Annotated in this window: 24 protein-coding genes and 1 pseudogene; 19 read left to right on the top strand and 6 right to left on the bottom strand. The window is 75.0% G+C overall.

All coding sequences use genetic code 11. The features are described from left to right. The first annotated feature begins 297 nt into the window (after positions 1-297). Entirely contained in the window at positions 298-1,725 is a 1,428-nt protein-coding gene (locus MUK52_RS28370; RefSeq protein ID WP_284581187.1) for an SWIM zinc finger family protein, read from the top strand. Continuing rightward, positions 1,722-4,475: a DUF7824 domain-containing protein gene (locus MUK52_RS28375; protein WP_284581189.1), complete on the top strand. Its 2,754-nt coding sequence runs from the start codon at positions 1,722-1,724 to the stop codon at positions 4,473-4,475. The genes MUK52_RS28370 and MUK52_RS28375 overlap by 4 nt, the downstream gene beginning before the upstream one ends. A 98-nt stretch (positions 4,476-4,573) precedes the next feature. Here MUK52_RS28375 and MUK52_RS28380 read toward each other — a convergent pair whose 3' ends face one another. Continuing rightward, complete coding sequence (locus tag MUK52_RS28380) at positions 4,574-5,206, bottom strand: RDD family protein (protein ID WP_114056301.1); 633 nt, start codon at positions 5,204-5,206, stop codon at positions 4,574-4,576. A gap of 384 nt (positions 5,207-5,590) precedes the next feature. On the opposite strand from MUK52_RS28380, the gene MUK52_RS28385 reads away from it, so the two are divergent. Beyond that, on the top strand, positions 5,591-7,255 hold the full coding sequence (locus MUK52_RS28385) for a phospholipase D-like domain-containing protein (RefSeq protein WP_284581193.1): 1,665 nt from the start codon (positions 5,591-5,593) through the stop codon (positions 7,253-7,255). 64 nt (positions 7,256-7,319) lie between these two features. Here MUK52_RS28385 and MUK52_RS28390 read toward each other — a convergent pair whose 3' ends face one another. Next, the gene (locus MUK52_RS28390; protein WP_284581196.1) at positions 7,320-7,820 is read right to left on the bottom strand and encodes a hypothetical protein; all 501 of its coding nucleotides are present in this window, start codon (positions 7,818-7,820) and stop codon (positions 7,320-7,322) included. A gap of 303 nt (positions 7,821-8,123) precedes the next feature. On the opposite strand from MUK52_RS28390, the gene MUK52_RS28395 reads away from it, so the two are divergent. The 6 genes and pseudogenes from MUK52_RS28395 (at position 8,124) to tgmA (ending at position 11,993) form a co-directional block, all read left to right on the top strand. Beyond that, positions 8,124-8,372, top strand: coding sequence for a hypothetical protein (locus tag MUK52_RS28395; protein ID WP_114056300.1), 249 nt, complete (start codon positions 8,124-8,126; stop codon positions 8,370-8,372). A 130-nt stretch (positions 8,373-8,502) separates the two neighbouring features. Continuing rightward, positions 8,503-9,195 carry an RraA family protein gene (locus MUK52_RS28400; RefSeq protein ID WP_284581200.1) on the top strand — a complete coding sequence of 231 codons (693 nt, stop codon included), beginning with the start codon at positions 8,503-8,505 and terminating at the stop codon, positions 9,193-9,195. Positions 9,196-9,279: 84 nt separating this feature from the next. After that, positions 9,280-9,743 (top strand): annotated as a pseudogene (locus MUK52_RS28405) (AMP-binding protein). 212 nt (positions 9,744-9,955) lie between these two features. Continuing rightward, positions 9,956-11,167, top strand: a complete 1,212-nt coding sequence (locus tag MUK52_RS28410) for a helix-turn-helix domain-containing protein (protein ID WP_284581202.1) — start codon at positions 9,956-9,958, stop codon at positions 11,165-11,167. 91 nt (positions 11,168-11,258) lie between these two features. Next, the gene (locus tag MUK52_RS28415; RefSeq protein ID WP_284581204.1) at positions 11,259-11,465 is read left to right on the top strand and encodes a hypothetical protein; all 207 of its coding nucleotides are present in this window, start codon (positions 11,259-11,261) and stop codon (positions 11,463-11,465) included. A gap of 279 nt (positions 11,466-11,744) precedes the next feature. Then, entirely contained in the window at positions 11,745-11,993 is a 249-nt protein-coding gene (gene tgmA, locus MUK52_RS28420) for a putative ATP-grasp-modified RiPP (RefSeq protein ID WP_284581206.1), read from the top strand. A gap of 115 nt (positions 11,994-12,108) precedes the next feature. Here tgmA and MUK52_RS28425 read toward each other — a convergent pair whose 3' ends face one another. Both MUK52_RS28425 and MUK52_RS28430 read right to left on the bottom strand, forming a co-directional pair. Further along, on the bottom strand, positions 12,109-12,438 hold the full coding sequence (locus tag MUK52_RS28425) for a putative quinol monooxygenase (protein ID WP_284581208.1): 330 nt from the start codon (positions 12,436-12,438) through the stop codon (positions 12,109-12,111). 118 nt (positions 12,439-12,556) lie between these two features. Continuing rightward, positions 12,557-13,348 (bottom strand): IclR family transcriptional regulator, encoded by a 792-nt coding sequence (locus MUK52_RS28430; RefSeq protein WP_114056294.1) that lies wholly within the window; start codon positions 13,346-13,348, stop codon positions 12,557-12,559. A gap of 140 nt (positions 13,349-13,488) precedes the next feature. Between MUK52_RS28430 and MUK52_RS28435 the strand changes: the two genes are divergently transcribed. After that, positions 13,489-14,211: a hemerythrin domain-containing protein gene (locus MUK52_RS28435; protein ID WP_114056293.1), complete on the top strand. Its 723-nt coding sequence runs from the start codon at positions 13,489-13,491 to the stop codon at positions 14,209-14,211. 18 nt (positions 14,212-14,229) lie between these two features. Here MUK52_RS28435 and MUK52_RS28440 read toward each other — a convergent pair whose 3' ends face one another. Continuing rightward, entirely contained in the window at positions 14,230-14,808 is a 579-nt protein-coding gene (locus MUK52_RS28440) for a hypothetical protein (protein ID WP_284581214.1), read from the bottom strand. Between the two features lie 127 nt (positions 14,809-14,935). On the opposite strand from MUK52_RS28440, the gene MUK52_RS28445 reads away from it, so the two are divergent. From MUK52_RS28445 to MUK52_RS28485, 9 genes are all read left to right on the top strand, one after another. Beyond that, positions 14,936-15,613 (top strand): response regulator transcription factor, encoded by a 678-nt coding sequence (locus tag MUK52_RS28445; protein WP_114056291.1) that lies wholly within the window; start codon positions 14,936-14,938, stop codon positions 15,611-15,613. Between the two features lie 61 nt (positions 15,614-15,674). Beyond that, the gene (locus tag MUK52_RS28450; RefSeq protein WP_284581796.1) at positions 15,675-17,033 is read left to right on the top strand and encodes a sensor histidine kinase; all 1,359 of its coding nucleotides are present in this window, start codon (positions 15,675-15,677) and stop codon (positions 17,031-17,033) included. A 182-nt stretch (positions 17,034-17,215) separates the two neighbouring features. Beyond that, positions 17,216-17,524: a hypothetical protein gene (locus tag MUK52_RS28455; protein WP_284581217.1), complete on the top strand. Its 309-nt coding sequence runs from the start codon at positions 17,216-17,218 to the stop codon at positions 17,522-17,524. Then, positions 17,521-18,444, top strand: a complete 924-nt coding sequence (locus MUK52_RS28460) for a sigma-70 family RNA polymerase sigma factor (protein ID WP_284581219.1) — start codon at positions 17,521-17,523, stop codon at positions 18,442-18,444. Before MUK52_RS28455 ends, MUK52_RS28460 begins: the two co-directional genes overlap by 4 nt. Then, on the top strand, positions 18,428-19,111 hold the full coding sequence (locus MUK52_RS28465; protein ID WP_114056290.1) for a hypothetical protein: 684 nt from the start codon (positions 18,428-18,430) through the stop codon (positions 19,109-19,111). The genes MUK52_RS28460 and MUK52_RS28465 overlap by 17 nt, the downstream gene beginning before the upstream one ends. Positions 19,112-19,219: 108 nt before the next feature. Further along, the gene (locus MUK52_RS28470) at positions 19,220-19,684 is read left to right on the top strand and encodes a GntR family transcriptional regulator (RefSeq protein WP_114056289.1); all 465 of its coding nucleotides are present in this window, start codon (positions 19,220-19,222) and stop codon (positions 19,682-19,684) included. A 34-nt stretch (positions 19,685-19,718) separates the two neighbouring features. After that, entirely contained in the window at positions 19,719-20,681 is a 963-nt protein-coding gene (locus MUK52_RS28475; RefSeq protein ID WP_284581224.1) for an ABC transporter ATP-binding protein, read from the top strand. After that, positions 20,678-21,628, top strand: coding sequence for an ABC-2 membrane transporter-related protein (locus MUK52_RS28480; RefSeq protein WP_284581226.1), 951 nt, complete (start codon positions 20,678-20,680; stop codon positions 21,626-21,628). The genes MUK52_RS28475 and MUK52_RS28480 overlap by 4 nt, the downstream gene beginning before the upstream one ends. A gap of 64 nt (positions 21,629-21,692) precedes the next feature. After that, positions 21,693-22,466, top strand: coding sequence for a class I SAM-dependent methyltransferase (locus MUK52_RS28485; protein WP_284581229.1), 774 nt, complete (start codon positions 21,693-21,695; stop codon positions 22,464-22,466). A 52-nt stretch (positions 22,467-22,518) separates the two neighbouring features. On the opposite strand, the gene MUK52_RS28490 is transcribed toward MUK52_RS28485, so the two are convergent. After that, positions 22,519-23,766 (bottom strand): serine hydrolase domain-containing protein, encoded by a 1,248-nt coding sequence (locus tag MUK52_RS28490; protein ID WP_284581230.1) that lies wholly within the window; start codon positions 23,764-23,766, stop codon positions 22,519-22,521. Positions 23,767-23,882 lie beyond the last annotated feature (116 nt).

Below are 23,882 nucleotides of genomic sequence, written 5' to 3' on the forward strand. Positions count from 1 at the left end.
CAGTGTGCGGCGCTGGTTGCCCACCGTGAACCAGGGATCCGGAACTGCGGTCGCAGGAGCCCGCCGCGCGTGGCGGTGCCCCGGCAGGCGCCGCCACCCGCCGAGGGGGCGCACCACAGGGCCCGCACCCCGCGGCCTGCTGCCGACCGCTGCGCGGGTGCCCGGGCTGCACCCTCGTGTGCGATCGCGACGACCGCCCGCCGGGACTCCGCCGCCCCGCGGCCGGGCACGGCACCTGTCCGCTGCGGCAGGTGACGACCCGTCGGGCTGTCAGTGCGCGCACCTACGTTGACGCCCATGAGCCGATCCATGCAGGCACTCGCCTACGCACGCCCGTCGTCCCTGGCCTCCGACCCGCAGGGGCACCTCCTCGGCCTGGAGACCGCCGGCGGCCTCACACCCGCGGGCCCCGAGGAGCACCCCCGGTTCTTCGCCGGGTTCCTGCGATCGCCGCAGGCCGCGGCCCGCGGGCTGCTCGCCGTCGCCGACGTCGCCGCGGCGCGCTACCACCAGCGGACGCTGCGCGCCTCACTCGACCCCGTCGTCACCGCCAACGGGGACCGGCTCCGCTTCGAGTCGTTCTCCGGGTGCTGCGGCGTCTACGCCCGGCTCGACGTGCTTCCCGAAGGCCTGGACGGCGCCGACACCGGCCACGGCACCACCAACGTCGACGTCAACAACCCGCTGCGGGAAGCGCTGTCGCGGCTCGCCGGCGACGACCCGATGCACCTGCGCGTCGGCCCCGACGAACTCGCCGTCACCACCCTGGAGGGGCGCGTCGTCGAGAAGAAGGTGCCGCTGCCCGACCGCTGGCTGCGCGGCTTCGCCGAATCCCAGGTGGTCTCCGCCGGGTTCGACCTGCGCGCCGAACTCCCCGCCGCCGAGGCCGTCCGCTTCCTGCGCACCCTCCCGCGCGCCGCCGCCGGCGGCAGCAGCGCCACCGGGCGCGCGCCGCTGTGGGTCGTCCCCGCAGGGGCCTCCCTGCGCCCCACCACCCGGCCCGTGCCCGGCGCCGTCTGCCTCCCCGGACCCGAGCGGCTCGCCGCCCTCCAGCGGGTCCTGCGGCACGCCACCGGCCTGCGCGTCTACGGCCCCGCGGCGCACGGCGGCGCGGCGACCGCCTCGGCCTGGGAAGTCGCCGGGCCCGGCATGCGGCTCACGCTCACCCTCTCGCCGGAGCCGCACCGGGGATTCTCCGGCGAGGGCGGCGTCCTCGAGGCCCTCGCCACCGACGACGCGGCCGCCGATGCCGAACTCGTCTCCGCCCTCCTCGCCTGGGAGCCGCGGATCGACACCGCCGACCTCGCCGAGCAGTCCGGCCTGACGGTGCAGCGGATCCGCGCCGCCCTCGTCCGCCTCGGCACCGCCGGACGCGTCGGCTACGACGCCGCCGAAGCCGCCTACTTCCACCGCGAACTCCCCTACGACGCCGCCCGGGCCGAACGCCACAACCCACGGCTCGGCGCCGCCCGCGCCCTGCTCGCCGACGGCGCCGTCGCCCTGCGCGCCGACGCCACGGCGACCGTGGCCTCCGGCGAACGCCGCTACCAGGTCCGCGAGTCCGCCGGCGGGGTGCTGAGCTGCACCTGCCAGTGGTGGGCTGACCACCGCGGCCGCCGCGGCCCCTGCAAGCACGCCCTCGCCGTACGCATGGCCCGGCGCGCCCGGACCGCGCCCCCCGCCGACCCCACCACCGACACCCGCACCACCGGAGGAACCCGATGACCACCGCCGCCGTCCTCGAAGCCGTCCGCCGGGGCGCCGGCGACACCCTCCCCGCCCTGCTCCAGCCCCTCACCCCGGCCGAGCGGCGCGCCCTCGTACCCGAACTGACCGCCCTGCGCCGCGAGATCCGCGGCTGGGACTGGTCCCGCTGGCAGGAGCGGGCGTGCATACGCCGCGGCCTGCTGCTCGCCGGGGCCGCCTGCCACACCGGAGCCGCAGCCGCCGCCTCCTGGATCGCCGCCCGGGACCTCCGTACGGACAGCCCCGCACGGCGCACCGCACTCCTCCTCCGGGTCCTGGCCGACCGCGACCCCGCCTGGCTCGGCGACGTCGCGCACCGCCTCGCCGCCCGCGCCGCCACCGCCGAGGAGGACTACCCGCTCATCCGGGAACTCGTCCGCAGGACCGGCTGCACCCTGCCCGCCGGCGACGGCTTCGTCCGCGGCTGGGTCCGCGAGATGAGCACCGGCGGCCCCGAACGCTCCGCCGGCCGCGGCCGCCCGCTGGGCGCGGCACTCCGGGCGGAGCCGCAGCTGCGCGCGTTCGTCCCCCTGCTGTTCGAGACGGCCGAGCCCGCGGAGCCGCTCTCCTGGCACGGCCGCTCCACCGACGGCGGCGGCTGGCCCGCCGAACTGGCCCGGCTCGCCGCGGAGGGCCTCCTCGACCGGAGCGTCCTCGCCGACGGCTGCACCGCCCGCCTGCTGCGCGGCGGCCGCCCCGCCCACCTGTCCTTCTACCTCGACCTCCTCCGGGCGCTCGACCTCACGCAGGACGAGCAGCAGGCGCGCGCGTGCGACTGGATCGCCGTGGCCGGCGACGCTCCCTCGCCGCTCGCCGGGCACGCCCAGGGGATCCTCGCCGGCCTGTCCGAGGCGGGCCGGTTGACGGCCGAACAGCTTGCCGAAATGTCCGCCGCCGTCCTCTTCCGACCCGAGAAGAAGCTGGTACGCGCCCAGCTCGTACTCCTCGGCAAGGCCCTGCGCCGCCGCCCCGACGACCGGTCCGTGCTGCTGCCCGCGGCCGCGACGGCGTTCGGACACGCGGACACCGCGCTCCAGGAGCGCGCCCTGCGGCTCGTCGCCGCGCACCTGCGGCCCGACGACGGCGCCCTGCGCGCCGAACTGGCCGGCCAGGCCGGACTCCTCGGCCCCGTGCACCGGCTCGCGGCGGCCGACCTCCTCGGCGCCGTCGCCGACGACACCGCGGCCGAGCCCCGGGAGGACGTGCTGCCGCCGGCGCCGGAGCGCCGCCGGCCGGCGCCGGCCGCGGACCTGTCGCTCGCCGCGACGGTGGAACTGGTCGCCTCCCTCGCCCATGCCCGGGAGCCGGGGCCCGGGGAGTTCGAGACCGCCCTCGACGCCCTCGTCCGCCACGCCCACCGCGACCGCGCGGCCCTCGCCGCGGCCCTGCACCCCGCCCTCGCCGACCGCCGCTGGCTCCGGGCCGACGGCTGGACGGACCCCGAGTGGATCGAGGGCGTGGAGCTCGTCGCCGCGACGGTGCTCGGCTGCGTCCGGGCCGCCGACCTGCGGACCGCGGGGAGCCGCCGGGGCGTCGGCTATCCGCAGGACTGCGTGCACGCCGCGCTCGGCGCGGTCACCGCCGCCCGGATCCGGGAGGCGGCCGCGCGTATTCCGGCCGACCCGCTGCCCTTCCTGCTGGCCGCGCCCAGCTGGGACACGGGCACGCTGGAGCCCCTCGAACTCGTCGCACGCCTCGCGGAGTACCGGCGCCTCGGCGTGGCACCCGCCCCGGCCGACTTCGCCCAGGCCCTGCTGCGCGTCCGGCGCGACCCGGAGGCCGCGGCGGCGGCCGCCGCGCTGGGCACCGCCGAGGGCGGGCGCCTCGCCGCCTGGCTCGCCTCCGACGGGGAGCCGCCGCGGACGGTGCGCCGCGTGCAGGAGCCCGCCCCGGCGGCGAGCCGCCTCGGGTGGGACAGGACCCGCGAGACGGTCCCGCGCATCGTCGTCGAACTGTCCGAGCGCCCCGGACTGCAGAACGGCTCCTTCCCCGCCGAGTTCCGGCGGCTCGGCCGCGCGTACACCGACTCGGGCCGGCGCTGCTACCACTGGGCGGGCTACGAGCTTGCCCAGCACCCCGTCATGCCCGAGGATCGCGAAGCGCAGGCCGTCTGGCTGCTGCCGGCGCTGACCGCCTGCGCCACGGTCGGCGAGCGCGGGGCGGGGGAGCTGCTCGCCCGGCTCGCCGAACTGGGCGGCCCGGCCGGCCCGGTCCTGCACCTCGCCGTCGCCACCGGCCTCGGCGCCCGGCACGCCGAGGACCGGCTGGCCGCTGTGGACGCCCTGCTGGTCCTCGCCGCCCGCGGGGAGCTGGACGCCGCACTGCTGGGGCGGGACCTGGCCGAACTGCTCGCCCTCGGCACGGTGAAGCCCAACCGGCTGGCCGACGCTGCCCGCTCGGCCGCTGCCGCCGGCGCGTACGCCCTGACCTGGACGCTGCTTGCGCAGGCGCTCCCGGCGCTGCTGGCCGGGGGCGGGGCCGGGGCGCGGGGCGCGGGGGAGGTGCTGGCCGTGGCCGCGGACTGCGCCGAGCGGTGCGGGGCGGCCGGCCCGGTGCCCGAGGGGGTGGCCGGGGCGGCGGACCGGGCGGGTTCGTCCCAGCTGGCCGTGCAGGCCCGGCGGTTGCGTGCGGCGCTCGCCGAGGCGGCCGCGCGGGCGGGCGGCTCGGGCCGTGCAGGAGGCGGGGGCGGCGCGCGGCGGCCGGGGGGCGGCGCGGAGGCTGCTGCCTGAGGCGGGGCGGCCGGGCGGCTCCGCCGGGGCCGGCCCGGGAACGCGGACGCCCGGCAGCGCCGGGGAGCGCTGCCGGGCGGGGGAGGTCCGGGGAGCGGTCAGACCTTGGGGACGCGGACGACGACGGTGCTGCACACCTTGTCGGCGAACGTCTGCTTCTTGTCGTCCCACAGCGGCCACAGCCAGCCGATGTAGCAGGGCAGGCCGTCGAGGACGTGGGCCAGCTTGCGGACGAACGCCATGCCGAAGCCGAGGGGCGTGCCGTTGGCCTCGCGGAGCACGCTGATGCCGACGACCTTCTTGCCGATCGACTGGCCGGTGGCGCCTTCCTTGTACAGCTGGAAGATGGCCATGCCGAGCGCGTACAGGATGCCGATGGTGAAGAAGATGCCGGGCTCGGCGGTCGCCGCGTCGGAGGCGGTGGCCAGGTCGATGAAGCCGAGGGCGTACATCGGGCCGACGATGATCAGCATGTCGAGCAGGTAGCCGCCGACGCGGAGGCCCCAGTGGGCGAGTTCGGGCATGCCGGCGCCGGGCATGCCGGGCGCCGGGTAGCCGCCGTACGGCGCGGCGGCCGGCTGCTGCGGGTAGCCGTACTGCGGGGGCGTGCCCGGCGCGGGCTGCTGCGGGTAGCCGTACTGCGGCGGCACGCCCTGCGGGGCCTGCTGCGGGTAGCCGGGCTGGCCCTGCGGGGGCTGGCCGTACGGGTTGTTCGGGTCGCCGAAGCTCATGGCGAAATCTCTCCGGTGTCGGAATTGGGGACGATGCGGACCGAGCGGAGGAACGACACCATGTGACCGGTTTGCCCCCCTGAGCTGCCGCGATGTTGCGCGCATCATCGTGGTCGCTCACGCGTGCGGTTGTCCAATCCGAATCCCTCTGCGGGGGCCGGATGCAGGGCGTTCGGGACGTGTCGGGCGGGTGTCGGGCGGGTCCCCGGCGGGGCGGGGCGGCGGTACGGCGGGCGGATCGGGCAGGCGGGGCGCCGAGTTGGCGGTGTGGCCGAAACGTGCTCACCGTATTCTTCGACCATCTGACCGAGTGGTAACTTCCGCGAGTTGATCTTGCCGGGCCCCCTCTGCGGCGACGGCGATCCCTCCTGCAAGGAAGTCACATTGCACCGCCATACCCTTTTCCGCCCTTCCGCCCTCGCCACCCGCGCCGCGGTCGGGGCCGCCCTGCTGTCCCTGTGCGCCGCCGGCCCCGCCGCGGCCGCCCCGGGCAGCGGCCCCGCCCCGGCCCGGGGTGCGGCCCCGCACCTCGACTCCGTCGAGCAGATGCTCCGCCAGGTCTCGCCCGGACTCGAAGGCTCCGTGTGGGAGCGGACCTCCGGCAACGCCCTCGACGCCTCGACCGCGGGCGGCGGCGACTGGCTGCTCCAGACGCCCGGCTGCTGGGGCGACGACACCTGCGCCTCCCGCCCCGGCGCCGAGCGCCTCCTGGCGAAGACGACGGAGAACATCGCCCAAGCCACGCGGACGGTCGACATATCGACCCTCGCCCCGTTCCCGAACGGCGGCTTCCAGGACGCGGTCGTCACCGGGCTCAAGTCCGCCGCCGCGCGCGGGAACAGGCTCAAGGTGCGCATTCTCGTCGGCGCCGCGCCCATCTACCACATGAACGTGGTGCCGTCGAAGTACCGCGACGAGCTGGTCACCAAGCTCGGCCCCGACGCCGCCTCCCGGATCGACCTGAACGTCGCCTCCATGACCACGTCGAAGACGGCGTTCTCCTGGAACCACTCCAAGCTCCTCGTGGTCGACGGCAGCTCCGTCATCACCGGCGGAATCAACAGCTGGAAGGACGACTACCTGGAGACCACGCACCCCGTCGCCGACGTCTCCCTGGCGATGCGCGGACCGGCGGCAGGCACGGCCGGCCGCTACCTCGACGAGCTGTGGTCCTGGACCTGCCGGAACAAGAGCAACTTCGCGAGTGTCTGGTTCGCCTCCTCGAACGGCGCCGCGTGCATGCCCGCCCTGGCCGGCGAGAACGCCGCCGCCGAGGCCGCCGCCCCCGGCGCGGGCACCCCCGGCGGCGTCCCGGCCATCGCCGTCGGCGGCCTCGGGGTCGGCATCAAGCGCAACGACCCCGCGTCCTCCTTCCGGCCGACCCTGCCCACCGCCCCCGACACCAAGTGCGGCGTCGTCGGCCTCCACGACAACACCAACGCCGATCGCGACTACGACACCGTCAACCCGGAGGAGAGCGCCCTGCGGGCCCTCATCTCCAGCGCCGAGCGGCACATCGAGATCTCCCAGCAGGACATGAACGCGACCTGCCCGCCCCTGCCGCGCTACGACATCCGCGTCTACGACGCGCTCGCCGCGAAGATGGCCGCCGGCGTCAAGGTCCGCATCGTGGTCAGCGACCCGGAGAACCGGGGCGCCGTCGGCAGCGGCGGCTACTCCCAGATCAAGTCGCTCTCCGAGATCAGCGACGTCCTGCGCGCCCGCCTCGCGCTGCTGACGGGCGACCAGGCCAAGGCCGGGGCTGCGATGTGCTCCACCCTCCAGCTGGCCACGTTCCGCAGCTCGAAGAGCCCGAAGTGGGCCGACGGCCGCCCGTACGCCCAGCACCACAAGCTGGTGGCCGTGGACGGGTCGGCCTTCTACATCGGCTCGAAGAACCTCTACCCGGCGTGGCTCCAGGACTTCGGCTACATCGTGGAGAGCCCCGCGGCGGCAGGCCAGCTGAACGACCAGCTGCTCGCACCGCAGTGGCGGTTCTCCCGTGACACCGCCACCTTCGACCACGAGCGCGGCGTCTGCCAGGCCTGATCCGGCGGCCGTACCGGGCCCGCCCGCCCGAGTCCGCGCGGTGCGGGGCGGGCGGGCCCGCAGCTCAGCGGAAGAGCATCGAGGCGCCGCCGGCGGCCGTGGTCACCGAGCCCGGGCAAAGGAAGCTGCCCGAGACCTTCGTCGCCGTAAAGGCCTGGTTGACGTACTTGCGGGTGTTGCCCTCCCGGTTCCAGGTGATGCCGGCGGCCTTGTAGCGGCAGGAGATGAAGCTCTGCTTGCCGGTGATGTCGATGGCGTCCGTCCGGGCGGTGCCGGCGGCGTCGTCGAAGGTGAACTGCGGGTTGTTGTTGAGGGCCGCCGTGATCCCGCCGGCGCAGCTCAGGTTGCCGCCGGGTGCGTTGATGCTGGTGCGGTCGACGGTGAGGGTGCTCGGGGGGTTGGCGCTGGTGCGTGCGTCGGTCCACGTACAGGTGTTCCCGGCCACCGCGATGGACCCGTCGAGCCGCTGCTCGGCCGAAGGGCCGAAGGCGGAGGCGGGTACCGCGGTGCCGGCGAGCAGTCCGGCGGCCAGGACGGTCAGCCCGGGCCAAGTCGCCATCTTCATCTGTCGCTCCTCTTCGCCACGTCCTCGTGGGGTGTGACGCGCGGCCGCGGGAGGGCCGCGCGGGCGTGCGCCCGGGCGGGCGGAGGCGGTGTCCGGCCCGGACCGGGGGAGAGAGCCGTGCGACGTGCGAGGGGAAGGTCCCACGAAGACCTTGAAATGTCAGGTGCACGTCATAGCGGGCCCTGCATTTGTCCGAATCCCGCCCTTCACCGCCCACCCCTGCGAGCGCACCCGGCCGACCGACTGACCGCCGCCCGCCCCCCTCCGGATGCGGTCCCGCCGGTCCCGGCGGAGGCTGGCCCCATGCACCACGCGCCGATCCTCGTCCACCGGATCGCACCCGCCGGCGGCCGCCGCGTCTCCCTGCGCGCCGAGGGCCGGGACACCGTCCTCGGCCTCGCCCGCAGCGACGCCGACGTCATCGAGTTCCTGCGCCGGGCCGGCGTGCCCGACCCCGACGAGATGGTCCTCGGGGACTCGCCGCTCGTCGAGTGGATGGTCGACGACCCGCACGCCTACGAAGCGGAACCCTCCGACACCGACATTCCCTGAGCAGCACCCCTCCCGCCCCGCGGCCCGGCACCATGGGGACGGCCGGCCGCCCGGACCCCTCCCGCCGCGGCCGCGACCCGCCGACCGCGACCGCCCGCGGCGGCCCGCACTCCGAAAGGGAACGGGGCCCATGCTGAAGGACTTCGCCGACCTGTCCACCCCCCTCCTCGCCGACGCCTGCGTACGCACCGGCGCGCCCCTGCGCACCGCACCGCCCGGCATCGCCGCCGTCGTGCCCGGCCACCGCATCGCCGGCCCCGCACTGCCGGTGCGCCACTACGGCAGCGTCGACGTGTTCCTGGAGGCCTACGGCAGGGCCCGCCCCGGCGACGTCCTCGTCATCGACAACGGCGGCCGCGACGACGAGGCGTGCATCGGCGACCTCGCCGTCCTGGAAGCCGGGCACGCCGGCGTCGCCGGCATCGCCGTCTGGGGCCTGCACCGCGACACCCCCGAGCTCGCCGAGATCGGCCTGCCCGTCTTCAGCTACGGCACCCACCCCGCCGGACCCGTCCGGCTCGACGACCCCGAACCGGACGCCGCCGCCGGCGCCCGCTTCGGACCGCATTTGGTGACCGGCCGGGACATCGTCTTCGGAGACGCCGACGGCGTCCTCTTCGCCGAGGCGTCCCACGTGGAGGAACTCCTGGACACGGCCCGGCACATCATGCGGACGGAAGGCGAACAGGCCCGCCTCATCCGGGCCGGCCGCAGCCTCCGCAGCCAGACCGCCTTCGAGGACTACCTGGTCCTCCGCGAGGCCGACCCCTCGTACACCTTCCGCCGCCACCTCCGAAGCCTCGGCGGCGCCATCGAGGAGTGACCTCCGGACCGCTCGGATGCGCCGCCACCGATCGAGGAGGAACGCGTGTCCGCTGCGCCGAGCCACGCGTCCGGTGCCTGCGAAGTGCCCCTGCTGGGCGACACCGTCGGGGAGAACCCGGACCGCGCCGTACGCCGGTTCCCCGACCGCGACGCCCTCGTCGAGGCTGCCACCGGGCGCCGCTGGACGTACGCGGACTTCGCGGCCGACGCCGACGCCCTGGCCCTCGGGCTCCTCGGCCTCGGCACCGCCCAGGGGGACCGCGTCGGCATCTGGCCCCGCACCGCGCCAAGTGGACGCTGACCCAGTACGCCACCGCCAAGATCGGCGCGATCCTCGTCACCGTCAACCCCGCTTACCGCGCCCTCGAGTTGGGGTACGCGGTCCGGCAGTCCGGGATGCGGCTGCTCATCGCCGCCGAGCGCTTCAAGACCTCCGAGTACGCGGCGGTGATCGCCGAAGTACGGCCGAACTGCCCCGCGCTGGAGTTCACCGTCCTTCTCGACGGGCCCGACTACGACGTCCCTGCTTCGATCCGTACAGCTTGAGGGTGACTTCTCGGAGGGCGACTCAGCCGTCCTGACCAGGTGTTTCGTCTGCTTCCCCGGTCAGGGGGTTCATGTCGGGGCGGCGGCGCCGGCAAAGCGGAAGTGTACGAGCGCGTCGCTGTTTTCGCCTCCGCAGAACGTGCAACACCAGATGCCCATGAGTCCCCCCGCTACTGACCTCGGTCCTCGGCGGTCGACTGTACTCTCGAACCATGGCTGAGCACCTGGGGGATCGACTCGCACGGCTCCGCAAACTGGCCAACCTCACGCAGGAGGGCTTGGCCGAGCTGTCCGACGTATCCGTGGACGTGATCAAGAAGCTGGAGCAGAGGCGGAAGCACTCCGCCCGGCTCCCCACCCTCCACACTCTCGCCAAGGGCCTCGGCGTCGAGCTGATCGCCCTCCTGGGGGATCCGCCCGCGGTCCCGTCGACCGGAGAGGCGGACCCCCCTCAGCTTGTGGCGCTGCGCCGCGCCGTCATGCCGCCGATGTTCGCCCCGCCGCCCGAGCCGGCCGACACCGAGCGCCTCACGATCCCGCTCCTGCGCAAGGAGCTGGCGGCTGGCTGGACGCTGTACCACGCCGCCCGTTTCGGTGAGCTCATGACCGTGCTGCCCGGCATTGTGAACGACGCCCGCTTTGCTGCCTCCGTAGGCGGCGGCGACAGCCGCGCAGCAGGCCAGGCGGCGCTCGGCAAGGCGCTCCAGCTCGCCGGCCACCTGGCGATCCGCCTGGGCAAGACCGACCTCGCCCTGTCTGCGCTTGAGCGCGCGATGGCCGCCGCGGAGCAGTCCGCCGATCCTCTGCTCGGCTCCATGATCAGCAACTCCGTCGCCTGGAACTACCAACGCCAAAACCGGCTCGATGACGCTACGCACCTCGCCGTATACGCAGCCGACAAGGTGGAGCGGGAGGAGTCCGACACGGCCGAGAAGGTGCGCGTGTGGGGTGGTCTGGTGATGTCTGCCGCCACCTCTGCGGCGCGGGCTGGTGACTACGAGACAGCCAAGGACATGATGTCGACGGCTGAGGACGCGACCAAGAGGCTGCTCAAGCTCCCGCCGCCGATCGACGGCAAGCTGGTGTCGGTCTTCAGTCGTTCCTCGGTGCGTATTGAACGTGTACGTCTTGCGGTGCAGCACGCCCGCCCCGACGAGGCGCTGCAACTGGCCAAGGGCGTACGCCTCAGCGCGGACACACCCCCGTCATGGCGCACGTGGATGCTGCTCGACGTGGCTCGGGCCCACACCGACCTCGGGGACGCCCAGGGGGCCGTGAAGGCCCTGACGAGGCTCAATGATGTGGCCCCGGGGTGGATGCGCCACCACACCCACGCCGTCTCGATCGTGAGCGACCTGTGGGCCGGGCCGGCACGCCCCCCGGGCCTTCGGAAGCTCGCCGCCGCGCTCGGAGTGGCTACGTAAGGTCGCGAAAGGGGGACGTTCCGTCCCTGTAGCCAGCCTCCGTCTCCCGCGAATCTTGTCGCCAGGTGGACGATACGAGGGGCTGGCGACCATGTCGGAAGAGAGAGAACTCCTGGCCCTGGCCATGCGGATGTACGGCCGGGACGGGAGGTTGTTGGTCTCCAAGGCGGAAGACATGTTCGGCCTTGACCAGGACGCCGTCGTGGTCGCGCACGACGAGGCCGGCGAGGAGTCGAAAGAGAGCCTCAGGCGCAAGCTCGCGGCCGCCAACGCGCGGAGTCGTGGCGAGATCCGGTAGTGGCTCGCACCGACCCCCGGAAGCCGGTCAGCGACCTCGACGCCTTCCTGTACTGGGGAGACCTCTGCGGAATGTGCGCAGGCCACGCCCGGATCTGGTGTCCTGACTGCTACGGCTTCGAAGGCTGCGCTACCTGCAGGAAGCTGTTCAGGGTCCCGTGTCCGGACTGTGCTGGCGGCTCTCACTTCCCCATCACCTCGTATCGGTGAAGTCCACCCTCATACGCAAGCCCGTAGGGCCGCCTTGCAGAGGTCGACCCGCAGACCCGGAGGAGCACTGATGACCACAGCAAACCTGATCGCCGTACGCCCCTGGGGTGCCAGCCGACTGGCGCCCTACCCCACGACCATTCCCCGCCCGCACGCGTCCGTGTCCGTTGCCCCCGAGACGCAGCTCGCCGTCTTCCTGGACCGTGCCGGCCACACCGTCGAGATGGGAAAGCACGGCACCAACTCGGGCACCGAGACCTCCACGTCCACCAGCGCCGACGGTCAGCACGGTAACGACCAGGACAGCAACCAGGACTGACGACCGTGACCGAGAACACTTCGGCGCCGAGCGGTGACGGAAGAGTCCGCAGGGTGGAGATGCGCGAGGCGGCAGCCCGCCTGCTCGGCACCTCCACCTGACGGGGGCCGGCCGCTCAGTCCCCGCGCGGGGACAGCTCGGCCATGGCGCTCCAGCCCTGGCCGGGCACCTCGACGTGGATGATCTCCGGCGTGGTCGCGATGGCCCCGGCCATCGCCTCCATGCCGGCCTTGAAGTGGTCGGAGGCCACGTGCGCGGCACCCGCCTCGGCGTCGGCGAAGGCCTCCAGGAGCGTGTACTTGTTCGGGTCGTCGACACTGCGCGACCAGTCGTAGAAGAGGTTGCCCGGCTCGTTGCGGGTGGCCTGCGTGAAGTCGTCGACGATCGCGAGCCACTCGTCGCTGAACTCGGGGCGGACGTCGAACCTGACAGCGATGAAGATCATGCTGCCCAGCGTGGCAGCCCGCCGCGCCCGCCGCATGCTCGGCCGGCCGGAATTCCGGCATCGTCGGAAAACCCGCAGCCCGTGCGGCCGAGGGCGCCGGACGCGGGCGGTGAGGCCGTCAGGCCGTCCCGCCGCCCCCGGGCGCCGCCGCGGCCGCGGCGCGCGCCGCCGCGCGGACGAGCGCGCCGCGCAGCTCCGCGGGCCGGCGGCGGTACTCCCCGCTCGGCAGCGACACCGACAGCGCGTGCACCGCACCGCCGTCCGCGCCCTCCGCACCCGCCCCGCGGGGCAGGGCCACTGCCACGCAGGTGAACGCCGGATCCGCCTCGCCCTCCGACACCGCGAACCCCTGCCCCCGCACCCGCGCCAACTCCGCCTCCAGGACGTCGGCCCGCGTGATCGTCGCCCCGGTCAGCCGGGCCATCCCGTGCTCGGCCAGGTACCGCCGCAGCACCGGCCGCGGCAACTCCGCCAGCAGCGCCTTGCCGTGGGCCGTGGCGTGGGCGCGGGTCTCCCGGCCGGGCGTGAACGGATTGCCGGTGTCCGTCACCGGCGCCGTCGTGTCCACGACCGTGATCAGCCCCCCGCGGTACGCCGTGTAGTACGCCTCCGCCCCCGTGGCCCGCCGCAGCCCCGCCAACAGCCCCGCCATGCGCGGAGCCGGCTCCAGATCCCGCCGCAGACTCCGGTGCAGCCCCGGGATCCGCGGGCCCAGCGCGTAACCGCGGACGGTGCGCACCACGTACCCGCGGTCGGTGAGCGGCCCCAGCAGGTGGTACGCCGTCGACAGCGAGCACCCCAGCCGCCGCGCCAGTACCTTGGCACTGACCGGCCCGGCCGCGTCCGCCACGGCGTCGAGGATGGCCAGGGCGCGGTCGACGGACTGCGGACCGGGACCGGAGTACGGCATCGTGCATTCCCCAGGGTGGACGGCGGAAACGGCGCAGGACCGCCTGCGCGCGTACGTACGGGCCTTCGAGCCTACGGGCCGGCGCGGGCGTTCATCGAACGTTGACCGGACGGACAGCCCGGGCGCGCACAGTCGTATCCATGAACAGCGATCGTGTCACCACGGCAACCCCGCGCGGTCTGCGGGCGGTTCCCGACCTGACCGGCCTCCGGCTCGCCCACCGGGCAATTCTCGCCGACGCCGACCGGCTCGCCGGGCTGCTCGCGGACCTCGCCGCCGGGGCACGCCCGGTGTCGCCCGAGCGGGCCGCCGCCATCGCCGCGTACCTGCGCCGCTACCACGGAGCCGTCCGGGCCCACCACCGCGGCGAGGCCGAGATCCTGTGGCCGCTGGTCCTGGACGCGGCGGCCGACCCCGCAGGGGCGATCGCCGACATCGTCCGCTTCGTCGACGACCACCGCGCACTGGAGGCCCTGCAAACCGCCGCCGACGCGGCCGCCGACGGCTTCGCCGCCGACCCGGCCCACGGCGCGCCGGAACTGGCGGCACTTCTCGCACGCCGGCGCGACCTGCTGGCCGACCACATCCGGGCGGGGGAGGAACACCTGCTCCCGGTCATCACGGCCCGGATCCCGGCGGCGGCCTGCGCGGCCGCCGAGGCGGCCATCGGGAGGGCCGTGACGGCCGGGGCCGGGGCGGCCGGCGGGGACGCGGACTGGGTCCGCGGCTGGCTGCTGAGCCACGCGACGGCGGAGGAGGTACGGCGCCTGGTCCGGGGTGGGGCGGGGGCCGCGGCGGGGTCGGCGGTGGAGCCGCTGGTGCAGGGGTACCGGGCGGAGGCGGAGAGGGTGTTCGCGGGGTGAGATGCCGAGCCCCGTCCCTCACCCCCGCGTCGCGTTGCTCGTTATCGTGCCGTCCCCGGCCACCGTCACCGCGTGCCGGATGCCGTTCGTGTCCCGTAGGACGACGAGCCAGGCGCTGCCGCCGCCCTTCTGGGGGATCACCCGCACTGCCTCCGCCTTCGCGTCCTTGACCGCGGCTGTGGCCTTCGCCAGGGCCTCCGCCGCCGGGAGGGCGGGCAGCGGGAGAGGGGCAGCCTTCGCCGCGGCTCCGGTGCGGTGGCCCGGGGCCGGGGCGCGGCCGCGCCCCGGGTCGCCGTACGGTGAGGCCTCGCCCGTGCGGTGGCGCTTCGGTTCCGGCCGCGGCGCGCCCTTCGGCTGCCACTCGCCGAAGCGGTGGTGTTCGCGGACCATCGCGCTGAAGCCGGCCCGTGCGTGCTCCCTGTGGTCGTGCACGGTTGCGGCGAGTGCCACCGCGCCGCCCGTGCCGGCCGCGGCGACCAGTCCGAGCGCGATCCACCGCGTACGCCCCTGGCGCACCAGCCGGGCCATGCGCCCGCGGCCGGCCGTCTTCGGCGTCTCGGGCTGCTCGGGGGGCCGGGGGCCGGCGTTCTGGCTCATGGGGCTGCTCCTCGTGTCGTACGGGTCCGGCTACGGGGGAATACTGCACCGCGGATCCTGAAGCCCCGCTGAAGGAGTCTGAAGACCTCTTCAGCCTTCCGGCCGGCGGACCTGAGAGCCTGTCCCCATGCGTGTACTGGTGGTCGAGGACGAGCGGCGGCTGGCCGCCGCCCTGCAGCGGGGCCTGCAGGCGGAGGGATTCTCCGTGGACGTTGCCCACGACGGGTTGGAAGGCCTGTGGCTGGCCTCCGAGCGCGACTACGACGCCATCGTGCTCGACATCATGCTGCCCGGCCTCAACGGCTACCGGGTCTGCGCCCGGCTGCGCGCCGGCGGCTGCGAGTCCGGCATCCTCATGCTGACCGCCAAGGACGGCGAGTACGACGAGGCGGAGGCGCTCGACACCGGCGCCGACGACTTCCTCTCCAAGCCGTTCTCGTACGTGGTCCTCGTCGCCCGGCTGCGCGCCCTGGTCCGGCGGACCGGCCGCCGGAGCCCGCAGGTGATGGAGTTCGGCGACCTGGTGATAGACCCGGCCAGGCAGCGGTGCACGCGCGGCGGGACGGAGGCGCGGCTGACGTCCCGTGAGTTCGCGGTCCTGGAGTGCCTGGCCAGGCGGGCCGGCGAGGTCGTCGCCAAGCGGGACATCCTGGACCACGTCTGGGACGCCGCCTACGACGGCGACCTGAACGTCGTCGAGGTGCACGTCAGCGCCCTGCGCCGGAAGATAGACGCCCCCTTCGGCCGGTCCGCCGTCGAGACCGTGCGAGGCGCCGGCTACCGCCTGGCGGCCGACGGTGGGTGAGCCGGAGACGGCGGCGGCCGCCGCCGGGCCCGCTCCCGCGTCCGCCCGGCTGCGCGCCCTCCTGCGGCGGCTGCGGCCGCGCTCCGTGCGGGCCCGGGCCACGCTCGGGGCGACCGCCGTCGTGGCGACGGCCCTGGGTGCGGCCTCGTTCGCCCTGCTCGGCATCCTCGACGGCAACCTGGTCCGCGGCGCGCAGGCCGATGCCGAGCGGCAGGCCCTCGCCACCGCCGCCACGGCGGCGCGCGGCAGGCTGGAGCCCGTGCTCGCACCGGGCCGGGGGATCGACTTCCTCCAGGTCGTCGACGCCCGCGGCCGCGTCCTGGCGGCGACGCCGAACCTGTCCGGCAGCCCCGCCCTCACCCCGACCCGCCCCGGCAAGCCGGGCACCGTCCGCGACACGTGGCAGCGCGGACCGGTGCGCGGCGGGCAGCGCCACCGCGTCGTCCAGGTCACGACGGTCACCGGTGGCGGCCTCGTCACCGTGTACGCGGGCACGTCGCTGCGGCAGGCGGACGCGGCCGACGAGACGCTCAAGGCCGTCCTGGCCGTGGTCGTCCCGCTGCTCGTGCTCACCGTCGCCCTGGTCACGTGGCGGGTCACCGGATGGGCGCTGCGCCCGGTGGAGGCGATCCGCGCCGAGGTCGCCGAGATCAGCGAGCGCGATCTGCACCGCCGCGTGCCCGTGCCGCGCAGCCAGGACGAGGTCGCCCGCCTCGCCGTCACGATGAACGCCACCCTGGACCGGCTGGAGGCGGCGGGGATACGGCAGCGCCGCTTCATCGCCGACGCCTCGCACGAACTGCGCAGCCCCATCACGGTCCTGCGCACCCAGCTGGAGGTGGCCCGCGCGCACCCCGACCCGGCGCTGTGGGGCGAGCTCGTCAGCGGCGCGCTGGAGGACACCGTCCGGCTCCAGGACCTGGCGTCCGACCTGCTGCTGCTGGCCCGCCTCGACACGTCGGAGCCGCCGCCGGACACCCGCGTGGACCTGGCCGGGCTGCTCCGGGAGGCGGCCCGGGCGCGGCGGGGCGGTCCGGTCCCGGTCGAGCCGGACCTGGTGGGGGCGGCCACCGTCCGCGGGAGCACGCTGTGGCTGTCGCGGCTCGTCGCCAACCTGCTGGACAACGCGCAGCGGCACGCCGAGCGGCGGGTCGTGCTGTCCCTGCGCGTCGACGGGGACCGCGGCGCGGCCGTCGTGGAGGTGTGCGACGACGGTCCGGGCATTCCCGCCGCGGACCGGGAACGGGTTTTCGAGCGGTTCACCCGCCTCGACGACGCCCGCAGCCGCGACGAGGGCGGGACCGGCCTGGGCCTTGCCATAGCGCGGGACATCGCGACCCGGCTCGGCGGCACGCTCGTCGCGCTCGACGCGCCTCAGGGGGCCCGGCTGCGGGCGACCCTGCCGCTCGCAGCCGGTTGAACGGCGACCGGCTGCCGGTCGGCGTCTGATTGTTCCCCGTTCCGATCCGTTCTGCTTTTTTCCGCCCCTGTCCGTCCGTGTTCACTCCATGCTTGCTTCCGGCTCTTGGAGGGGGCGCCGCCGGTGCCGGGAGCCGGATCCCGAACGGACATCGACAAGACGTGGCAGCCGGAGGACGGCGCATGAAGAACAACCGGATGATCGTCACGGTGGTGGCCCTGTTAGCCATTTCCGCCTTCTGCGCGGTGATGGTCGCGGCCGGGCAGCCCGTGGCGGCCGTCGCCGCCCTGATCCCCTCGATCGCCCTGGGCGTGCAGCAGATCGTGCAGGCGGGCAGCGGACCCGCCGACCGCGAGCCCGCCGACCGCAAACCCGCCGACCGCGAGCCCGCCGACCGCAAACCCGCCGACCGCGAGCCCCCCGACGGCGGTGCCGAGCCGCTCCCCGGCCGGCCCGCGGACCGGGGCCCGCAGGGGGAGGTGCGGGCATGACGATCCCCTCGGCGTCCGAGGACGTCCCCCAGGACCGCCGCGGCAAGCCGGGCCGGCCCCTCGGCCCCATAGCGGACGGCGCCGGCGCGGCGCACCGCGCCTGGCTGGAGCCGCTTCGGGACGCCTTCCACGACAGCGGCCTCACCCTGGACGAACTCCGGCTCCGCACCGGCCGCCCCAAGTCCCACATCTCCGAACTCCTGCGGGCCGTGGGCCGCTACCCCCGCTGGACGTTCGCCCGGGCCGTGCTGATGGCCCTGCGGCCCCGCGTCCCGTACGAGACGATGCGGCTGCGCTGGGTCATGGCGGCCCGGCACGCCGGCAAGAAGACGTCCTGGATCAAGGACTGCCTGCACGAGGACCGCGGCGGCCCGGTCGCACCGGCCCGCCAGGCCCCGCTGGACTACCTGGCGTTCCAGGAGATGCACCGGCCGCGCTACCGCCGGTACGCGGCCGTGTTCCTGCGGCGGCCGGCCCTCGTCGACCGGGCCGTCGCCGACGTGTTCACCCTCCTGCTGCTGCTCTGGCACGACGCGCTGGCCAGCGAGAACCCCGAGCGGTTCGCGTGGCCGATCCTCCGCCAGACCGTCCTCGAACGTGCCCCGAAGGAGGACGGCCGCCTCTCGCTCGCCCAGACCGCGTTCGACACGGTCGCCCTCGCCACCGCCCCCGACCCGCTCGGCCAGATCGGGGAGAGCATGGCCCTCTTCCGGGCCGTCGCCGAACTCGCCCCGATGCAGCGGGACGTCATCGTCCTGCGCCACCTGTGCGGCATGGAGGACGGCGAGGCCGCCGCCGAACTCGGCGTCTCCCTCGCCTCGGTGCGCTCCACCGAGCGGCACGCCAAGCGCAACCTGCACACCATCCTGCACCCCGCGAGCACCGCCGAGGAGGGACACCCCCGTGGCCTCGACCGTTGACGAACTCCTCTCCCGGGCCCGCCTCCGCGACGCCCCGCCCCCGCCCGCCGACATCGCGGACTCCGCCCCCGCCGCCCCCGCCGCCGGCGAGGGCCCCGGCGCGTGCCGGCCCGCCGCAGGCCCGCCCGCGCCCGCCGGGGCCGCCGAGCGGCAGGCGGCCATGCGGGCGGCGGCGCACGACCTGCGGGCGCTGTGCGAGGCGGCCGCCAGCGGGGCCGCCGTCACCGCCCTCGGCGGCGGCTTCCTCACCCAGTCGCTCCCGCAGCCCGCGGGCGCGCGCGTCCTCGGCTGCCTCCTGCTGCTCGCCGACACCGAGGACTCGGCCCGCTTCTGGTGGCAGTACGCCTCCGGAGCCGGCGACCCGATCGCCTCCTACTGCCTCTACCTCCACCACCTCGCCCTGGGCGAGAACCGGCAGGCGTCCTGGTGGCACCGCCAGACCGCCCCCGCGGCCGAGGCGGCACTGCCGGCCGCGCTGCGCGTGCTGCGGGCGCTGCGGCCGGGCGGTCCCGGCCCCGGTCCCGGCCGGGCCGCCGTGGACGCCGTACTCGAATACGTCCCGGCCGCGGTCAACTACGTGGACGACGACCTCGAACTGCCCCTGCCCGACCCGGACTTCAGCGAACGCATCCGGGCCCTCACGGCCGCCGCCCGGCGCCGGCCCTGACGCGGGCCCGGGCGGACGGCCCGGGCCCCTCCCCGCGCGATTTGACGAAAGTCGATCAACCGCTGCACCATTCCACTAACACATTAGTGGAATGGTGCAGGAGTGGGAATGATCGAGTTCCAGGTGGACCGGCACAGCGGTGTGGCCACGTATCTGCAGCTCGTCAACCAGGTCAAGCAGGCGCTCCGGCTCGGCGTGCTGGAGCCCGGTGACCGGCTGCCCACCGCCAGGGCCGTCGTCGAGGCGACCGCCATCAACCCGAACACCGTGCTGAAGGCCTACCGCGAACTGGAGCGCGAGGGGCTCGTCGAACCGCGCCCCGGACGGGGCACCTTCGTCACCCGATCGCTCTCCCGCCCCGAGGCCGCCGCCGACTCGCCGCTGCGCGCCGACCTCATCGCCTGGACGGCCCGCGCCCAGGCGGCGGGGCTCGGCCGCGCCGACATCCTGGCGCTCGTCGAGGCGGCCCTCGCCGACACGGCCCCGCCCGGCGCGGCGGCGGGCGGCGGCAGGGCCCCGGCCCCGGCCCACCCGGCACCGACCGACCCGGCGGACCCCGCGCCCGCGCCCTGACCAGGCACGGACGCACCGCCACGAGAGGAAACACGTGAACGACCCGACCGCCCCGCCGGCGATACGGGCCCGAGGAGTCCACCACTCCTTCCGGGGGAAGGAAGCCGTTGCCGACTGCGGCTTCGAGCTCCCGGCCGGCCGCATCGCCGCCCTGGTCGGCCCCAACGGCGCCGGCAAGAGCACCCTGTTCCACCTGCTGACCGGCCTGCTGCGGCCCACCCGAGGGGAGATACGCGTCTTCGGCGCCGCCCCCGGCACCCGCACGGCACGCGAACGCACGGCCTTCGTCGGCCAGGACAAGCCCCTCCACCAGGACTTCACCGTCGCGGAGACCCTCGCCCTGGGCCGCAGGATGAACCGCCACTGGGACACGGCCAAGGCCGAGCGCATCGTCCGCGACGGCGACATCCCCCCGAAGGCGCGCATCGGCAGCCTCTCCGGCGGCAAGCGCACCCGCGTCGCCCTCGCCCTCGCCTTCGGCAGGCAGGCCGACCTCCTCCTCCTCGACGAACCGCTCGCCGACCTCGACCCGCTGGTGCGCCACGAGATGACCGGGCTGCTCATGGCCGAGGCCGCGGACCGCGGCATCACCGTGGTGGTCTCCTCGCACGTGCTGCCCGAACTGGAGAACGTCTGCGACCACGTCCTGCTCCTCCAGAGCGGCCGGATACGGCTCGCCGGCGACACCCAGGACCTGCGGGAGGCCTACACCCGCGTCACGGGCCGCGCCGACCCCGACACCCCCGACGGGCTGCCCGCGGCCGCCGACCGCTCCGCCGTCGTGCACGCCGCGACCACGGGCCGGCAGCTGACCGCCGTCATCCGCAACGCCCCCGGCTCGGCCCTCCCGGCCGGCGCCGACGCACGCTGGATCACCGCGACGCCCTCGCTGGAGGAACTCCTCCTCGCCCACCTGCGCTCCGCACCCGGCACCACCCCTCCGGGCCCGCCCGCCCCGCACCCCGCGCACCCCGCGCAGACGGGAGCCGCCGCATGAACGGCACCCTCTGGCTCGCCTGGCGCCAGCAGCGCCTGCCGGCCCTCGCCGGCCTCCTCCTCGTCGCCGCCTGCGCCGTCTGGGCCGCCATCCGGCACGCCGAGCTCGCCGACATCGTCGGCGGCCACGACCTGACCGCCTGCAAGGGCTGGAACGGCACCTGCCCCGTCGACGTCGAGGTCGCCATCTTCGACCACACGCCCGGCATCCGGGCCCTCGGCACCCTCGCCGTCCTGCTGCCCGCCGCCATCGGCATGTTCTGGGGCGCCCCGCTCGTCGGCCGGGAGATCGAACGCGGCACCGTCAAACTCGCCCTCACCCAGGGGGCCGGCGCCCGCAGCTGGTTCGCCGCCCGCTTCGGCCTCGCCGCGCTCTGCGCCACCTTCCTGTCCGCCGCCGTCGCCGCCCTCCTCGCCTGGTGGTGGGAGCCGATCGCGAACATGCAGGACGGCGTCTACTGGTTCGACCCGTACATCCTCAGCGGCACCGGCCCGGCGGCCGTCGCCGGCGCCCTGTTCGCCCTCGCCGCGGGCACCGCGATCGGCCTCCTCGTACGCCGCACCCTGCCCGCCATGGGCCTGACCGCCGTCGCGGTCCTGGCCACCACCGCGTTCCTGACCTTCTTCCGCCGCGACTGGGTCGCCCCCGTCGACCGCATCACGCCCGGCATGACACCCAAGCGGCTCATCGGCAGCGGCTGGTCGGCCGGCTACCGCTACCTCACCCCCGACGGCGTACAGCACCCCCTGGAGAACTGCGCGCTCTCCGGCGAGGAACTGCGCGTCTGCATGGCCGGGCACGGCTACACCGGCCGCGTCCACAAGGTGTACCCCAGCTCCGACTTCTGGACCTTCCAGGCCATCGACACGGCCGTCTACCTCGGGCTCGCCGCGGCGCTCGTCGCCCTGACGGCGGTCCTGCTGCACCGCCGCCGCGGCCTAGTCTGAAATCCGCGGGGGAGGCCCCGTCAGCCGGGGCCCTCCACCCACCCACCACCTGGAGGAACACCTCGTGGCCACCAAGAAGAACCTCACCGCCGACCGCTCCAGCGTCGTCCACAAAGTCCGCTACGCCCTGCGCCACCCGGAGCGCATCGGCGGATACGTCCGCCGGGCCGCCCGCGACGGCTGGCTGCGCACCAAGCACCGCGACCACGTGTCCTACTACCGGGCCGTCATGGCCTCCGACACCGCCCGCAACCCCGAGGCCGCCGTCGGCAGCCAGACCCACGACCGCTGGCTCGCCCTCGGCAAGATGCAGTTCGACTACCTCCTCGGACACGGCCTGGCCCCGCACCACCGCATGCTCGACATCGGCTGCGGCAACCTCCGCGCCGGATGGCGCTTCATCGAGCACCTCCACCCCGGGCACTACTACGGCATCGACATCTCGCCGGACATCCTCATCTCCGCCAAGCAGACCCTCACCCGGCAGAAACTCCAGGACAAGCTGCCGCACCTGACCATCACCCAGGACCTCAAACTGGAGTTCCTGCCGAGCGCGCACTTCGACGTGGTGCACGCCCACAGCGTCTTCTCCCATTCGCCCGTCGAGGTCATCGACGAATGCCTCGCCCACGTCGGCCGCGTCCTGGCCCCCGGCGGCTTCTTCGACTTCACCTTCGACCGCACCGAGGGCGAGGAGCACCAGGTCCTGCGCGAGGACTTCTACTACCGCACCCAGACCCTCGTCGACCTCGCCGCCCGGCACGGCCTGACCGCCCGGTTCATGGACGACTGGGAGCAGCTCGGCCACGGCCAGTCCAAGATCCGCGTCACCGCCTGACCGGCGCCCCACCCCCGTGGGGGCGCCGGCCGTACGGGAGCCCGGGCCGGCGTCAGCCGCGCTCGGGGAGGTCCGCCTCCACCGGGACGGAGGAGCCGCGCCCCGACCGCGGGGCGACGGCCTCCGCCCCGCAGAACGCGGCCTCCAGCGTGCCGCCCAGGGCCGTGTTCGCCTGGCCCCGGTTCGAGGTGTTCGCCATGGCCGCCAGCGACCGCCGGCCGTCCCGCGTGGCGAAGGCGTACGTGTAGTAGCCCTGCACGGTGCCGGTGTGCCCGTACACCGGCACCCCGCACGACAGGTCGTAGCGGCGCAGCCCCAGCCCGTAGAAGCGGGTGCCCGCCGCGTCCGTCGGCGTCGCGGCGAGCATCGCCTCCAGCAGCGGCGCCGGCAGCAGCCGGCCGCCGAGCAGCGCCGAGACGAAGGTGTTCAGGTCGGCCGGAGCCGAGATCATCGCCCCGGCCGCCTGAGCCCAGGACGCCGTCTGCTCGGTGGAGTCCACCAGCCGGCCCGGCTCGTCGGGGTGCAGGTAGCCGCGCACATGCCGGCCGCGGATCGCCGTGGCCGGGTGCACGTACGCGGTGTCCCGCAGCCGCAGCGGCCCGATGATGCGGCGCCGGTACTCCTCTCCCACGCTGCGGCCGGAGGCCTTCTCGATGAGCATGCCGACGACCACGAAGTTGGTGTTCGAGTAAGCGTACGCCGCGCCCGGCTCGTTGGTCCGCGGCTCGCGCAGCGACAGGCGCACCAGCTCCCGCGGCTCGAACACCTTGTTCCGCACGGCCTCGAAACCGGGCACGGTCCGCGCGAACATGGCCTCCGTGTAGTCGGCGAGGCCGCTGCGGTGGGCCAGCAGGTGGCGGACGGTGATCCGGTCGTCGGGCAGCAGCCCGGGCAGGTGGCGGCCCACCGGGTCGTCCAGGCCGAGGCGCCCCTCGTCGACCAGTTGCAGCAGGACGACGGCGGAGAACGTCTTCGTGACGCTGCCGATCCGGAACCGCGCCCCGACGTCCATCACCGCACCGCTTCCCCGGTCCCGCACCCCGGTCGTCCGGGTCAGGACCCGGCCCCCGGGGCCGGTGAACCGGGCCATCGCCCCGGGCGCCCCGGCCGCGGTGGCCGCGGCCAGCGCCCGCTCCAGGGCGGCCGCGTCGGGGGCGTGCGCCGGCGCCTGCTGCGCCGGCGCGGCGGCGGTGGGGGAGTGCGGCGCGGCGTGGGCGGCTGCGGCGGGGGCCAGGCCGGCGGCGAAGGCCAGCAGGGCGGCCCCGGCGGTCAGGCGGCGGGCGTGGGGGGTCAGGTGCACGGGGCTCCTCGGCGCTTCGGTACGGAGTGGGGGGAGGGCACGGTGCGGCCCGGGCGGGCGCACGGTGCCGGGGAGAGGGGGATCGTACGGGCCGCCCGGCGGCCGGCCCGTACGGC

The sequence above is a fragment of the Streptomyces sp. 2P-4 genome, from assembly GCF_030167965.1.
Lineage (GTDB): Bacteria > Actinomycetota > Actinomycetes > Streptomycetales > Streptomycetaceae > Streptomyces > Streptomyces globosus_A.

Coding starts and splice junctions, on each gene's coding strand:
- MUK52_RS28370 (WP_284581187.1), top strand. CDS start 298: ATGAGCCGATCCATGCAGGCACTCGCCTACGCACGCCCGTCGTCCCTG.
- MUK52_RS28375 (WP_284581189.1), top strand. CDS start 1,722: ATGACCACCGCCGCCGTCCTCGAAGCCGTCCGCCGGGGCGCCGGCGAC.
- MUK52_RS28380 (WP_114056301.1), bottom strand. CDS start 5,206: ATGAGCTTCGGCGACCCGAACAACCCGTACGGCCAGCCCCCGCAGGGC.
- MUK52_RS28390 (WP_284581196.1), bottom strand. CDS start 7,820: ATGAAGATGGCGACTTGGCCCGGGCTGACCGTCCTGGCCGCCGGACTG.
- MUK52_RS28395 (WP_114056300.1), top strand. CDS start 8,124: ATGCACCACGCGCCGATCCTCGTCCACCGGATCGCACCCGCCGGCGGC.
- MUK52_RS28400 (WP_284581200.1), top strand. CDS start 8,503: ATGCTGAAGGACTTCGCCGACCTGTCCACCCCCCTCCTCGCCGACGCC.
- MUK52_RS28410 (WP_284581202.1), top strand. CDS start 9,956: ATGGCTGAGCACCTGGGGGATCGACTCGCACGGCTCCGCAAACTGGCC.
- MUK52_RS28415 (WP_284581204.1), top strand. CDS start 11,259: ATGTCGGAAGAGAGAGAACTCCTGGCCCTGGCCATGCGGATGTACGGC.
- tgmA (WP_284581206.1), top strand. CDS start 11,745: ATGACCACAGCAAACCTGATCGCCGTACGCCCCTGGGGTGCCAGCCGA.
- MUK52_RS28425 (WP_284581208.1), bottom strand. CDS start 12,438: ATGATCTTCATCGCTGTCAGGTTCGACGTCCGCCCCGAGTTCAGCGAC.
- MUK52_RS28430 (WP_114056294.1), bottom strand. CDS start 13,348: ATGCCGTACTCCGGTCCCGGTCCGCAGTCCGTCGACCGCGCCCTGGCC.
- MUK52_RS28435 (WP_114056293.1), top strand. CDS start 13,489: ATGAACAGCGATCGTGTCACCACGGCAACCCCGCGCGGTCTGCGGGCG.
- MUK52_RS28440 (WP_284581214.1), bottom strand. CDS start 14,808: ATGAGCCAGAACGCCGGCCCCCGGCCCCCCGAGCAGCCCGAGACGCCG.
- MUK52_RS28445 (WP_114056291.1), top strand. CDS start 14,936: ATGCGTGTACTGGTGGTCGAGGACGAGCGGCGGCTGGCCGCCGCCCTG.
- MUK52_RS28455 (WP_284581217.1), top strand. CDS start 17,216: ATGAAGAACAACCGGATGATCGTCACGGTGGTGGCCCTGTTAGCCATT.
- MUK52_RS28460 (WP_284581219.1), top strand. CDS start 17,521: ATGACGATCCCCTCGGCGTCCGAGGACGTCCCCCAGGACCGCCGCGGC.
- MUK52_RS28470 (WP_114056289.1), top strand. CDS start 19,220: ATGATCGAGTTCCAGGTGGACCGGCACAGCGGTGTGGCCACGTATCTG.
- MUK52_RS28480 (WP_284581226.1), top strand. CDS start 20,678: ATGAACGGCACCCTCTGGCTCGCCTGGCGCCAGCAGCGCCTGCCGGCC.